This window comes from Brachybacterium atlanticum, from assembly GCF_025669985.1.
GTDB classification, from domain to species: Bacteria; Actinomycetota; Actinomycetes; order Actinomycetales; family Dermabacteraceae; genus Brachybacterium; species Brachybacterium conglomeratum.
Map to the genome: position 1 here is coordinate 40814 of NZ_JAKJJW010000023.1, position 11903 is coordinate 52716.

Genomic DNA, 11903 nt, shown 5'->3' on the forward strand with positions numbered 1-11903 from the left:
CCGTCGTCCCCGCACAGAACCTACCGGAGCGTCACAGCACCAGCAGGGTCACCGCCATGACGGCCATGCCGGCGATCAGCGAGTAGATGACCGTGTGGTGCTCCCCGGTCTCCTCCGCGGCGGGCAGCAGCTCGTCCAGGGACACGAACACCATCACCCCGGCCACGCCGGCCAGGATCGCGCCCATCGCGTCGCCGGTGAGCACGGGGGCGAGCAGCAGGTAGCCGATCACGGCGCCGACGGGCTCGGCGAGCCCCGTCATCGTCGCCAACCAGAACGCCTTGCTGCGCGAGCCGGTCGCGCGGCGCACGGGCACGGCGACGGCGAGGCCCTCGGGGATGTTGTGCAGGGCGATCGCGGCGACCACGGGGATCGCGACCTCGGGGGCCTGCAGCGCGGCGGCGAAGGTCGCGAAGCCCTCGGGCACGTTGTGCAGGGCCAGGGCCGCGGCGGTGATCGCGCCGGTGCGCAGCAGGCGGGCGCGCAGCGCCCGGTCCTCGAGCTGCTCGTCGGGCTCGCGCACCTCGGCCCGTCCGTGGCTGCCGTCCATGCGGCCGGCGAACTCGTGCGGGCTGACGGCGCGGGGGACGAGCCGGTCGAGCACGGCGATCAGCGCGATCCCGACGAAGAAGGACAGGGTCGCCAGCGCCGTGCCGCGCCCGGTCGGGGACGCGCCGCCGGAGAGCACCCGGGCGCCCTCGGGCAGCAGCTCGACGAAGGAGACGTAGAGCATGACGCCGGCCGACAGGCCCAGCCCGCCGGCGAGGAACCTCTGCCCGGTCCCGCGGCCGAGCACGCCGAGAGCGGCGCCGATCGAGGTGGCGCCGCCGGCGACGAGGGTGAGGAGGAAGGCGACGAGCACCCGTGCACCCTACTGGGCGGTCCGCGCCTCGGCGGGGACCCTCGGCCCGTCCCGTGGTGGGCACCACGGCCGACGCTGGATGACCGCTCCTAGACTGACCCCATGTCCCCCGCCGACGCCTTCCTCACCGTCACCGACCTGCGCGCCCGCAGCCTGAGCGCCGCCCAGCTCACCGCCGCCCTGCCGCGTGCGGAGCTCGACGTCGCCGCGGCCGCCGAGGCCGTGCGCCCCGTGGTCGAGGACGTCGCAGCCCGCGGCGCCGAGGCGGTGCTCGAGGCCTCCGAGCGCTTCGACGGGATCCGTCCCGCGCATCTGCGGGTCCCCGCCGCCGAGCTCGAGCGCGCCCTCGCGGAGCTCGACCCGCAGATCCGCTCCGCGCTCGAGGAGTCGATCGCCCGGGTGCGCGCGGTCGACGCCGCCCAGGTCCGTCCCGCCGAGACCGTCGAGGTGGTGCCCGGAGGAACCGTCACCCAGCGCTGGGTCCCGGTGCGCCGCGTCGGCCTGTACGTGCCGGGCGGCCGCGCCGTGCTGCCCAGCTCCGTGGTGATGAACGTGGTGCCCGCCCAGGCCGCCGGGGTCGAGCAGATCGTGCTCGCCTCCCCACCGCAGAAGGAGTTCGGCGGCCTGCCCCACCCCACGATCCTCGCCGCCTGCGCGCTGCTCGGGGTCACCGAGGTGCTCGCCGCCGGCGGCGCCCAGGCGATCGCGCTGCTCGCCCACGGCGCGGAGGACCTCGGCGACGGCGACGGGCTCGAGGGCGTGGACCTCGTCACCGGACCCGGCAACGTCTACGTCGCCGCCGCCAAGCGCCTCGTGCGCGGGAAGGTCGGCATCGACGCCGAGGCCGGCCCCACCGAGATCGCGATCCTCGCCGACGACACCGCCGATCCCGCCTTCGTCGCCGCGGACCTCATCTCCCAGGCCGAGCACGACCCGATGGCCGCGAGCGTGCTGGTCACGCCGTCCGAGGCACTGGTCGAGGCAGTCGAGGCGGCGCTCGCCGCCCAGGTCCCCGCCGCCTTCCACCGCGAGCGGATCGAGGAGGCGCTGCGCGGACCGCAGAGCGGCGCCGTGCTCGTCGCGGACCTCGCCCAGGGCCTCGCGGTCGTGGACGCCTACGGGGCCGAGCACCTCGAGATCCAGACGTCCGAGGCCGACGAGGTCGCCGCACGCGTGACCAACGCCGGCGCCGTCTTCGTCGGCCCCCACAGCCCCGTCAGCCTCGGCGACTACGCCGCAGGCTCCAACCACGTGCTGCCCACGGGCGGCACCTCCCGCTTCACCGGCGGGCTCGGGGTGCAGACCTTCCTGCGCGGCATCCACGTGGTCCGCTACGACCGCGACGCGCTCGCCGGCGCCCGCGAGGCGGCGACCACGCTCGCCCGCGCCGAGGGGCTGCCCGCCCACGGCACCGCGATCGACGTCCGCTTCGAGGGCTGAGATCAGCCGGCGTCGGTAGTCCGGTCGGCGTCGGCCGTCCGGTCGGCGCCCGTCGGGCTCTCCTCGACGGCGGCGCGGCGCTCCGCGGCACGCTCTCCCCGGGTGAGCCACAGCGCGATCGCGCGCCAGCCCAGCATCCCGACCGCCAGCACGATCGCGGTGACGATGAGGAAGGACACCTCGGTGCCCGCCCCGAACAGGGTGCGGACCGCCATCCCTGTCGCGAGGGTGATCGCCCACACGAAGAGGCCGTGCGGCCAGATCCGGAACGGGGCGCGCCAGGCGCGGATCGCGAGATGGCCCAGCAGCGCGCCGACGGCGAAGGGCCACCCCACCAGGAAGATGTTCTCGGTGGTCAGGGGCGTGCCGTGCTGCACGAAGCCGATGGCGACGAAGAGGATGACGACCAGCAGGTCGCCGACGAGGGCACCCAGGGAACGGAACATCCCGCCAGAGTACTGGGACGCGGCGTGGAGCTCACCGAGGGAAGGCCCCGGGACGACCGGCGCGGGGATGCGGGACGAGATGACGATGAGCCACGTCACGTCGGCGCGGGCCCCGGGGCCGCGACGCGGACCGGGGGGACCTGCACCCGCGACGCCAACTACGATGAGTGCCATGTCCGCCTCGCCCGTCCCGACCCGTGAGCCCTCGGTCCTGCCCGTCCCCCGTGACGGCATCGCCGGAGCCGCCCCCTACGGCGCGCCGCAGCTCCCGGTCGCGCATGCGCTGAACGTGAACGAGAACCCCTACGGCCCCTCGGAGGAGCTCGCCGCCGCGATCGGCGCCGCCGCCGCGCAGGCCGCGGCGGGCCTGAATCGCTACCCGGACCGGGAAGCGCTGGACCTGCGCCGCGAGCTGGGGGAGTACCTCGCCGAGGAGTCCGGCGTGCCCGCCCCGCCGGCCGAGGCGGTCTGGGCCGCGAACGGCTCCAACGAGGTCATGCACCAGCTGATGCTCGCCTACGGCGGCCCGGGCCGCACGGCGCTCGGCTTCACGCCGCACTACTCGATGTACCCCGAGTACGCGCGCGACACCTTTACCGCCTGGGTCACCGCCGAGCGGGGCCCTGCTCCCGACTTCGCGCTCACCGCGGAGACGGTCACCGCCGCGATCGCCGAGCACCGGCCCTCGATCGTGGTGCTCACCTCGCCGAACAACCCCAGCGGCACGGCGCTCGACCTGGACGTCGCCCGCGCCGCCGCCCGCGCGCTCGAGCCCGCCCGCGGGCTGCTCGTGGTCGACGAGGCCTACGGCGAGTTCCGCCGCGACGGGGTGCCCAGCGCCCTCACCCTCCTGGCCGAGCACCCGAACCTCGTCGTGGCCCGCACCATGTCCAAGGCCTTCGCGCTCGCCGGCGCCCGCCTCGGCTATCTCGTCGCCGATCCCGCGATCGTCGACACCGTGCGCGTGGTGCGCCTGCCCTACCACCTCTCCGCCGTCACCCAGGCGGTGGCCCGCACCGCCCTCGCCCACCGGGTGGAGCTGCTGGGGAAGGTCGCGCTGCTGCGCACCGAGCGCGACGCGCTCGCCGCCCATCTCTCCGGTCGCGGCCACGAGGTCGCCCCGTCCGACGCCAACTTCGTCCTCTTCCGCGCCTTCGCCGATCGCGACGACGTGTTCCAGGCCCTCCTGGAGCGCGACGTGCTGATCCGCGCCGTCGGACCGGCCGGCTGGCTCCGCGTCAGCGTGGGCACCCCCGAGGACAACACCGCATTCCGCACCGCCCTCGAGGAGGCCGACCCCCGATGACCGAGACCGCCCGCCCGTCGCGCACTGCGACCCTCTCCCGCACCACCCGGGAGTCCTCCGTCGAGGTCAGCCTCGACATCGACGGCACCGGCCAGGTGGACATCTCCACCTCCGTGCCCTTCTTCGACCACATGCTCACGGCCCTGGGCACCCACGCCCGCTTCGATCTCACCGTGCGGGCGACGGGCGACACCCACATCGACGCCCACCACACCGTCGAGGACACCGCGATCGTGCTCGGCCAGGCGCTGCGCGAGGCGCTCGGCGACAAGCACGGCATCACCCGCTTCGGCGACGCGCTGGTCCCGCTGGACGAGGCGCTCGCCCAGGCCGTCGTGGACCTCTCCGGCCGCCCCTACTGCGTCCACTCCGGGGAGAGCGAGGCCCAGGCCACCCACCTCATCGGCGGGCACTTCACCGGCTCCCTGACCCGTCACGTCTTCGAGTCCCTCGCCCACCACGCCGCGATCTGCCTGCACATCCGGGTGATCGAGGGCCGCGACCCGCACCACATCGTCGAGGCGCAGTTCAAGGCGCTCGCCCGGGCGCTGCGCGCCGCCTGCGCCCCCGACGACCGGGTCCTCGGGGTGCCGTCCACCAAGGGAGCGCTGTGAGCACCGACGACACCACCGGCCGCGGGCCCGAGCCCGAGGACATCGACGCCGAGTTCGCCCGCCTCACCGAGGGGCTCTCCCTCGACGACGCGCCGCTGACCGTCGAGGACGTCCTGTCCGACGCCTCGGCCGCGCCCGAGGAGGACGAGGTCCCCACGATCGCCGTGGTCGCCACCTCCGTCGCGACCGCGAAGGCGCTCGCCGGCGTGATCCGGCTGGGCCGCGAGGCGCGCACCGACGGGATCGACATCCCCACCGACTCCCGCACCTTCGACACCGCCACCGGCGCGGTCGCCGTCGGCCCGCTGTCCGAGGCGGCGGCGCACGACCTCGCCGCGATCACCTCCACCGCCCTGCAGCGCAACGGCATCGTGGTCTTCTGGCGCCGCGGCGACCGCATGACCGCGACCCGGTACAAGAACGGCGAGCGCGGCGAGGACATCTCGCCCGCGATCGTGCTCGGCGCCGTCGATGACCTCGTCGAGGAGCTGCTGCTGGGCACGACCTCGCTCGACGAGCTCGGCGAGGGCCTCGACCCCGCCTCGCTCACCCGGGCCGAGGCGCTGGAGTGGATCTCCTCCGGCGGGAGGAAGGGCCCGTGAGCGCGACCGAGACCGGGGCATCGGCCGCTGCGAGCGCCGCGGACGCACCGGCCACCGCGGCAGCGCCGGGTCCCGCCCCGCACGTGGTCGTCCTCGACCACGGCTCCGGCAATGTCCGCTCCGTCGTCCGCGCCCTCGAGGCCGCGGGCGCCGAGGTCGAGCTCACCGCGGATCGCGAGCGCGCCCTCGCGGCCGACGGGCTCGTCGTCCCCGGCGTCGGCGCCTATTCCGCGACCCTCGCGCAGATCCTCGCCGTCGGCGGCGACCGGATCATCGAGCGGCGACTGGCCGGCGGCCTGCCGGTGCTCGGCATCTGCGTGGGCCTGCAGGCGATGTTCGAGGCAGGCACCGAGCACGGCGAGCGCACCCGCGGGCTCGGCCAGTGGCCGGGCGAGGTCACCCACCTCCAGGCCGAGGTCGTGCCCCACATGGGCTGGAACACCGTCGAACCCGCTGCGGGCAGCGCGCTGTTCGCCGGAATCGAGCAGGAGCGCTTCTACTTCGTCCACTCCTACGCCGCCCGCAGCTGGGAGCTGGAGGACACCGGCCCGCTCAAGGCGCCGCAGGTCACCTGGGCCCAGCACGAGCAGGACCGCTTCGTCGCCGCCGTCGAGAACGGAGCGCTCAGCGCCACCCAGTTCCATCCCGAGAAGTCCGGCGCGGCCGGCGCCCGCCTGCTCGCGAACTGGCTGGGCACCCTGCCGCGCCGCGACCGGGAGCAGGACGCATGATCCTCGCGTTCCTGATGCTCTTCGCCGGCGGGATGCTCCTCGGCGGCGCCTGGTCCTTCTACCGCTCGAAGAAGCCCTGGTGGGCGATCGCGGGACTGGCCGTGCTCGGCCTCGTGTGCCTGGGCATCTCCTTCTGGCGCATCCAGAGCGGCTGAGCACGCCTCCCCACCCCGTCCGTCCCCGCGCCCGACCGGGCACCACCCCCTCAGTCCCAGGAGGACCCCCATGACCGCTCCCGTGCTCGAGCTGCTCCCCGCCGTCGACGTGCAGGGAGGCCAGGCCGTCCGCCTCGTCCAGGGCGAGGCCGGTACCGAGACCGGCTACGGCGCGCCGCTGGACGCCGCACTGGCCTTCCAGGAGGGCGGCGCGAACTGGCTGCACCTGGTCGACCTCGACGCCGCCTTCGGCCGCGGCTCCAACGCCTCCCTGCTCGCCGAGGTCGTCGCCGCCGTGGACATGAACGTCGAGCTCTCCGGCGGGATCCGCGACGACGAGTCCCTCGCCGCGGCGCTCGCCACCGGCTGCCGCCGCGTGAACCTCGGCACCGCCGCCCTCGAGAACCCCGAGTGGACGGCCGACATCATCGCCGAGCACGGCGACCGCATCGCGGTCGGCCTCGACGTGCGCGGCACCACCCTCGCCGCGCGCGGCTGGACCCGCGAGGGCGGCGACCTGTGGGAGACCCTCGAGCGTCTCGACGCCGCCGGCTGCCAGCGCTACGTCGTCACCGACGTCACCAAGGACGGCACGCTCCAGGGCCCGAACGTGGACCTGCTCGCCCAGGTCTGCGAGCGCACCGACGCGAAGGTCGTCGCCTCCGGCGGCATCTCCTCCCTCGACGACCTGCGCGCGCTGCGCGAGCTGGTCCCCGTCGGGGTCGAGGGCGCGATCGTGGGCAAGGCCCTGTACGCGCAGGCCTTCACGATGGGCGAGGCGCTCGACGTCGCGGGACGCCCGTGACCTCCGAGAACACCTCGCAGAACGAGGACCACGGACCGACGGGCCCGGACGCCGACCCCGGCGGACGGGCCCGTCGGGCCCTGCCCTCCCACTTCCGCGAGAAGTCCGCGCTGACCGACACCGCGGGCGTCTCCTGGGAGGGCCGCGACTACACCGTCAGCCCGTTCCCCGGCGACGACGGCGCGACCCCGGCGCACCTCGCCGAGGCGCTGCAGGCGCACCGGGCGGGCCGGGACCCGCACCGACGCGCGCTCGTCGCGGCGCTGACGACCTCCCGGGTGCTGGTGCCGATCATGGCGGTCGCGACCGAGACGGGCACCACCGCCCACGGCCTCACAGGCGACAACGGCGCCGACATGGCGATGGTCTCGATCACCGCGCCCGACGGGACGACGGTGCTGCCGCTGTTCACCTCCGTCGACCAGCTCTCCGCCTGGCGCGGCGATGCCCGGCCCGTGCCCGTGGTCGCGCCGCAGGCGGCGCAGGCCGCCGTCCAGGAGGGCTGCACCGCGCTGCTGCTGGACGCCGCGACGCCCGAGGCCGAGGGCGGCCCCGTGCTGCTGCCGCGCTCGGTGCTGTGGGCGCTCGCGCAGGGGCGCGAGTGGATCCCGCCGCATGAGGACGGCGAGCTCGCCGCGGAGCTCGAGCGGGTCGGGACCTCCGCCTCGCCCGCCGTGCTGGGCCTCGCGGCCCGCGCCGGCGAGCGCGCCGAGGTGGACCTCCACCTGCGGCTGCGCCCGGGGCTGACCGCGGAGCAGGTCTCCGCGGTGGTCCAGCTGGTGACGCAGGGGCTCGGGGGATCGCAGCTCGTCGCCGAGCGGATCAGCTCGATGCGGCTCGTGCTCGGCTCCTGAACCGGAGCCGGTGCCGGTGCCGGTGCCGGAGCCGTAGCCCGGCCCGCGACGCCGGGGCCCGACCTCGTCAGGAGACCCGGCCGGTGTACTTCTCGCCCGGCGCCTTGCCCGGCTCGTCGGGGAAGGGCAGGGCCTCCGCGAAGGCGAGCTGAAGGGAGCGCAGACCGTCCCGCAGCGAGCGGGCGTGCTCGTTGCCGATCTCAGGGGCCGCGGCGGTGACCAGGCCCGCGAGGGCGGTGATCAGCTTCCGCGCCTCGGCGAGGTCCTGGTACTGCCCGGTCTCCTCGTCCTCGGCGAGGCCCACCTTCACCGCCGCGGCGCTCATCAGGTGCACGCAGGCGGAGGTGATGATCTCGACCGAGGAGACCTCGGCGATGTCGCGCAGCTCGTCGGCGCCGATCCCCTCGTCGTGGCTGTGCGGGGCGTCGTGGCTGTGCGGGGCGTCGTGCGCGTGCGGGGTGCTGTCGTGGGAGTGCTCGGTCACTGGGGGTCCTTCGTTCTCGGTCCGCGTCCGGCTCGGACGCGGTGCGGGGATGGTGGTCCGCGGCGGGCGGAGGGAGTGGCTCAGCCGGCCAGGGGCAGGGATCCGGTCATGTCCTCGCCGAAGTCGACGAGGATCGCGGAGGGCTCGGTGCCGATCGGCACGTCGAAGACCAGGTGGACGGTGCCGCTGCCGCCGCCCGGGATCTGGGTGGGCCTCTTGCTGTCGGCGATGTGCACGCGGCTCGCATCGAGGTCGAGCGGGTGGGTGGCGCCGTCGGCGGACTCCAGCGAGATCGACTCCGGGGTGAGCGGCACCGCCCGGTCTCCCTGGTTGTCGATCTCGACGGTGGCGATGACGAACTCGCCCTCCGGCTCGACCGGGTCGGAGCGGCTGCCGACGCTGCGCACGCCCGCCTCGGTGCTCACCGCGGTCATCTCGACCTCGCCGATCGTCGCGCTGCCGCCGGAGGCCCCATCCTGCGGGGCGGCGGTCCCGGCGGGCGCGGACGGATCGGAGTCGCCCGGGTCGTCGGAGCCCAGGGCGCGGAAGGCGAGGATGCCCCCGCCGACGGCGACGGCGAGGACCAGCACGGCGACGAGGACGATCGCACCGATGAGCAGTCCGCGGCGCGAGCCCTTCGCCTCGTCGGGGTCCTGCACCTTCGCGGGCCGACGGTTCGGGACGGCCGGGCGCGGGGGAGGGGTCGGGAACCCCTCGGGCACCGGGCGCAGCATCGCGCGGGGAGCGGTGACGCCCTGGACGCCGGTGACGGAGCGGCGCTCGGTCTCGGAGAGGTCGTCCGGGCCCTCGGTCTGCTGGGCGGGCTCGGCGGGCTCGCCGCCGCCCGGGGCCGGGAGCTCCTCGTCGTTCCCGTAGCCGTACTCGTGGGAGGCGTCCACGGGGCTCTGCGGGGCGGGGAGCTCCGGGGTGCCGGCCGGCTCCGCAGGGGCGGTGCCGGGAGAGAGCGCTGGCCGGCCGTCCTGCTCGGACGCCTCGCGGTCGGTGTGCACCTGTACTCCTCGCTGATCGCGGCCTGGCGGCGCGACGCACATCACCTGGACGTCCGTCGTACTCCTGGTAGGATAGACGACTGGAACAGGTCGAAACCCTCGTCATACGTTCCTCAAGTGGAGTCCCTTCCCACCTCGTGGCATCCAGCCGCTGGGTCAGTATCGCAGTCGGGCGTCATCGTCCGGCGAGCGGGCCGTCGCGCCCGACCGCCGTCGCAGCGCTCGCACCTTGGGGCCTCCGCATGACTGCGGGGGCCTTCGTCGTCTTCCGACTCGAAACAAGGTGAGGAGCCAACATCAGCGAACAGCGCATCAACGGTCAGATCAGGGTCCCCAAGGTCCTCCTGGTCGGTCCCAACGGCGAGCAGGTCGGTGAGGTCCGTGTCGAGGACGCCCTGCGTCTCGCCCAGGAAGCAGACCTCGACCTGGTCGAGGTCGCACCGGGTGCGAACCCGCCCGTCGCGCGGCTCATGGATTATGGCAAGTTTAAGTACGAAGCCAACCTGAAGGCCCGCGAGGCTCGGAAGAACCAGGCGAACACGGTCCAGAAGGAAATCCGGATGGGCCTGAAGATCGACACGCACGACTACGAGACCAAGCGTCGCAACGTCGAGAAGTTCCTCGACGGCGGCGACAAGGTGAAGGTCATCATCCGCTTCCGCGGCCGTGAGCAGTCCCGTCCCGAGCGGGGCGTCAAGCTCCTGCAGCGCATGGCGGAGGACGTCTCGGAGTACGGCTTCGTCGAGTCCCACCCGCGGCAGGACGGCCGCAACATGGTGATGGTCTTCGGGCCTCACAAGAAGAAGGCCCAGGCCATGGCCGAGGCCCGCAAGCGCAAGACCGACGCCGAGAAGGCAGCGGCCCGCGGCAAGGACGACGAGTCCGCGCCCGAGGCCGAGGCCGGCGCCGAGTCCTGAGAACGTCACAAGGAGAAACAGGCCAATGCCGAAGAACAAGACCCACTCGGGTACCAAGAAGCGCGTCCGCGTCACCGGTTCGGGCAAGCTCATGCGGGAGAAGGCGAACGCTCGCCACCTCCTGGAGCACAAGTCCTCCACCCGCAAGCGCCGTCTGGGCTCCGACACCGATGTGTCGAAGGCCGATGCCAAGCGCATGAAGAAGCTGCTGGGCCGCTGATCGCCCACGCGGGAGCACGGCTCCCGCGACCCTGAACTTACGATCGAAGGAGTATCACGTGGCACGCGTGAAGCGGGCGGTCAACGCCCAGAAGAAGCGTCGGGAGATCCTCGAGCAGGCCAGCGGCTACCGCGGCCAGCGCTCGCGCCTGTACCGCAAGGCGAAGGAGCAGGTGCTGCACTCGCAGACCTACAACTTCCGCGACCGCAAGAAGCGCAAGGGCGACTTCCGTCAGCTCTGGATCCAGCGCATCAACGCGGCGTCCCGCGCCAACGGCCTGACCTACAACCGCTTCATCCAGGGCCTCGGCCTCGCGGGTGTCGAGGTGGACCGTCGCATGCTCGCCGAGCTCGCCGTCAACGACGCGCCGGCTTTCGCCGCCCTGGTCGAGGTCGCCAAGAACGCCCTCCCCGACGACGTCAACGCCCCCGCGGCCTGACATCGCTGCCCGTCCAGCGATGACCGAGCGCCCGGATCAGTCCCCGATCACCTCCCCCCGCTCCGAGCGGGTGCGGAAGGTGGCGGCGCTGACCGGGCGCTCGGCGCGTCGCAAGCAGGGACGCTTCCGCGTCGAGGGGCCGCAGGCCGTGCGCTCCCTCCTCGCGCACCGTCCCGAGCTCGCCCTCGAGGTGCACCTCACCGAGCGCGCCGCCGAGGCGCACCCCGAGCTCGAGCGCCTCGCCCGCGCGGCGGGCATTCCGGCCCGCCTCGTCGACGAGCAGATCCTGCGCGCCATGGTGCGCGAGAGCGGCCCGGCCGACGCGACCGCCGACGTCGCGTCCGCTCCTGCCGCCGCCGGGACGGGCGGCGCCCCGGGAGCGCTCGTCTCCCCGCAGGGCGTCGTCGCCGTCGGCGCCCTGCCCGCCGAGGACCCGGACGCCGCGACCGCCGCGCTGGAGGCGCTGCCCGATGACTGGCCGCTCACAGTGGTCGTGCTCCACGAGGTCCGCGATCCCGGGAACGTCGGCACCCTGATCCGCACCGCGGACGCCGCCGGCGCCGACCTCGTGCTGCTGACCCGCACCAGCGCCGACCCGTACTCGCCGAAGGCCGTGCGGGCGAGCGTCGGCGGGCTCTTCCACCTCCCCGTCCTCACCGGCGCCGAGAGCGGCCCCCTGCTCGAGGCCCTCGCCGCCCGCGACATCACCGCCGCCGCGACCAGCGGTTACGCGGACTCGGAGCTGTTCGACGTCGACCTGCCGGACCGGATCGCGTGGATCCTCGGCAACGAGGCGCACGGGCTCGACGAGGAGATCCTCGCCGCGGCGCCGCTGACCGTGCGGATCCCGCTGGCCGGCCACGCGGAATCGTTGAACGTGCACACCGCCGCGACCGTCTGCCTCTTCGAGAGCCTTCGCCGACGGCGGGCCGGGGCATGAGCGCGCCCGTCGCGGAGACCGCCCCCGCTGGCCGCCGCGGGCCCGGCCGCGCCCTCGGCGCCGCCGCGGTCCCCCTCC

General features: G+C 74.2%; 16 protein-coding genes. 12 read left to right on the plus strand and 4 right to left on the minus strand.

Translation table 11 applies throughout. The features are described 5' to 3' along the window. Positions 1 to 31: 31 nt before the first annotated feature. On the minus strand, positions 32 to 862 hold the full coding sequence (zupT, locus tag L3K22_RS11725; protein ID WP_263311522.1) for a zinc transporter ZupT: 831 nt from the start codon (positions 860 to 862) through the stop codon (positions 32 to 34). Between the two features lie 102 nt (positions 863 to 964). Here zupT and hisD point away from each other — a divergent pair, with 102 nt between their 5' ends. Beyond that, positions 965 to 2302, plus strand: a complete 1338-nt coding sequence (gene hisD, locus L3K22_RS11730; RefSeq protein WP_263311523.1) for a histidinol dehydrogenase — start codon at positions 965 to 967, stop codon at positions 2300 to 2302. 2 nt (positions 2303 to 2304) lie between these two features. Here hisD and L3K22_RS11735 read toward each other — a convergent pair whose 3' ends face one another. Next, positions 2305 to 2748, minus strand: coding sequence for a DUF3054 domain-containing protein (locus tag L3K22_RS11735; protein ID WP_263311524.1), 444 nt, complete (start codon positions 2746 to 2748; stop codon positions 2305 to 2307). A gap of 172 nt (positions 2749 to 2920) precedes the next feature. On the opposite strand from L3K22_RS11735, the gene L3K22_RS11740 reads away from it, so the two are divergent. From L3K22_RS11740 to L3K22_RS11770, 7 genes are all read left to right on the plus strand, one after another. Continuing rightward, positions 2921 to 4054, plus strand: a complete 1134-nt coding sequence (locus tag L3K22_RS11740) for a histidinol-phosphate transaminase (RefSeq protein ID WP_263311525.1) — start codon at positions 2921 to 2923, stop codon at positions 4052 to 4054. Next, on the plus strand, positions 4051 to 4668 hold the full coding sequence (gene hisB, locus L3K22_RS11745) for an imidazoleglycerol-phosphate dehydratase HisB (RefSeq protein ID WP_062947818.1): 618 nt from the start codon (positions 4051 to 4053) through the stop codon (positions 4666 to 4668). Before L3K22_RS11740 ends, hisB begins: the two co-directional genes overlap by 4 nt. Continuing rightward, the gene (locus L3K22_RS11750; RefSeq protein WP_263311526.1) at positions 4665 to 5270 is read left to right on the plus strand and encodes a hypothetical protein; all 606 of its coding nucleotides are present in this window, start codon (positions 4665 to 4667) and stop codon (positions 5268 to 5270) included. The genes hisB and L3K22_RS11750 overlap by 4 nt, the downstream gene beginning before the upstream one ends. Continuing rightward, positions 5267 to 6001: an imidazole glycerol phosphate synthase subunit HisH gene (hisH, locus tag L3K22_RS11755; protein ID WP_373318045.1), complete on the plus strand. Its 735-nt coding sequence runs from the start codon at positions 5267 to 5269 to the stop codon at positions 5999 to 6001. The genes L3K22_RS11750 and hisH overlap by 4 nt, the downstream gene beginning before the upstream one ends. After that, entirely contained in the window at positions 5998 to 6156 is a 159-nt protein-coding gene (locus L3K22_RS11760) for a CG2302 family histidine operon protein (RefSeq protein WP_010550150.1), read from the plus strand. The genes hisH and L3K22_RS11760 overlap by 4 nt, the downstream gene beginning before the upstream one ends. Before the next feature lie 70 nt (positions 6157 to 6226). Beyond that, entirely contained in the window at positions 6227 to 6961 is a 735-nt protein-coding gene (gene priA / locus L3K22_RS11765; RefSeq protein WP_263311527.1) for a bifunctional 1-(5-phosphoribosyl)-5-((5-phosphoribosylamino)methylideneamino)imidazole-4-carboxamide isomerase/phosphoribosylanthranilate isomerase PriA, read from the plus strand. Continuing rightward, positions 6958 to 7815, plus strand: coding sequence for an SseB family protein (locus tag L3K22_RS11770; protein ID WP_263311528.1), 858 nt, complete (start codon positions 6958 to 6960; stop codon positions 7813 to 7815). Before priA ends, L3K22_RS11770 begins: the two co-directional genes overlap by 4 nt. A 67-nt stretch (positions 7816 to 7882) precedes the next feature. On the opposite strand, the gene L3K22_RS11775 is transcribed toward L3K22_RS11770, so the two are convergent. After that, positions 7883 to 8215: a DUF1844 domain-containing protein gene (locus L3K22_RS11775; RefSeq protein ID WP_050815731.1), complete on the minus strand. Its 333-nt coding sequence runs from the start codon at positions 8213 to 8215 to the stop codon at positions 7883 to 7885. 164 nt (positions 8216 to 8379) lie between these two features. After that, positions 8380 to 9309, minus strand: a complete 930-nt coding sequence (locus tag L3K22_RS11780; protein WP_263311529.1) for a DUF4352 domain-containing protein — start codon at positions 9307 to 9309, stop codon at positions 8380 to 8382. Between the two features lie 344 nt (positions 9310 to 9653). Here L3K22_RS11780 and infC point away from each other — a divergent pair, with 344 nt between their 5' ends. From infC to L3K22_RS11800, 4 genes are read left to right on the plus strand one after another with little or no spacing between them, the layout of a single operon-like run. Then, positions 9654 to 10226 carry a translation initiation factor IF-3 gene (infC, locus tag L3K22_RS11785; RefSeq protein WP_318604320.1) on the plus strand — a complete coding sequence of 191 codons (573 nt, stop codon included), beginning with the start codon at positions 9654 to 9656 and terminating at the stop codon, positions 10224 to 10226. Between the two features lie 25 nt (positions 10227 to 10251). Further along, positions 10252 to 10446 carry a 50S ribosomal protein L35 gene (rpmI, locus tag L3K22_RS11790; protein WP_010550143.1) on the plus strand — a complete coding sequence of 65 codons (195 nt, stop codon included), beginning with the start codon at positions 10252 to 10254 and terminating at the stop codon, positions 10444 to 10446. Positions 10447 to 10504: 58 nt separating this feature from the next. Beyond that, on the plus strand, positions 10505 to 10885 hold the full coding sequence (gene rplT / locus L3K22_RS11795) for a 50S ribosomal protein L20 (RefSeq protein WP_263311530.1): 381 nt from the start codon (positions 10505 to 10507) through the stop codon (positions 10883 to 10885). Between the two features lie 19 nt (positions 10886 to 10904). Next, positions 10905 to 11825 (plus strand): TrmH family RNA methyltransferase, encoded by a 921-nt coding sequence (locus L3K22_RS11800; protein ID WP_263311531.1) that lies wholly within the window; start codon positions 10905 to 10907, stop codon positions 11823 to 11825. Positions 11826 to 11903 lie beyond the last annotated feature (78 nt).

What these genes read in the sequence shown, in the direction of transcription:
- L3K22_RS11800 (WP_263311531.1), top strand. Translation starts at nt 10,905, where the DNA reads ATGACCGAGCGCCCGGATCAGTCCCCGATCACCTCCCCCCGCTCCGAG.
- priA (WP_263311527.1), top strand. Translation starts at nt 6,227, where the DNA reads ATGACCGCTCCCGTGCTCGAGCTGCTCCCCGCCGTCGACGTGCAGGGA.
- L3K22_RS11740 (WP_263311525.1), top strand. Translation starts at nt 2,921, where the DNA reads ATGTCCGCCTCGCCCGTCCCGACCCGTGAGCCCTCGGTCCTGCCCGTC.
- hisD (WP_263311523.1), top strand. Translation starts at nt 965, where the DNA reads ATGTCCCCCGCCGACGCCTTCCTCACCGTCACCGACCTGCGCGCCCGC.
- L3K22_RS11760 (WP_010550150.1), top strand. Translation starts at nt 5,998, where the DNA reads ATGATCCTCGCGTTCCTGATGCTCTTCGCCGGCGGGATGCTCCTCGGC.
- rpmI (WP_010550143.1), top strand. Translation starts at nt 10,252, where the DNA reads ATGCCGAAGAACAAGACCCACTCGGGTACCAAGAAGCGCGTCCGCGTC.
- hisB (WP_062947818.1), top strand. Translation starts at nt 4,051, where the DNA reads ATGACCGAGACCGCCCGCCCGTCGCGCACTGCGACCCTCTCCCGCACC.
- L3K22_RS11735 (WP_263311524.1), bottom strand. Translation starts at nt 2,748, where the DNA reads ATGTTCCGTTCCCTGGGTGCCCTCGTCGGCGACCTGCTGGTCGTCATC.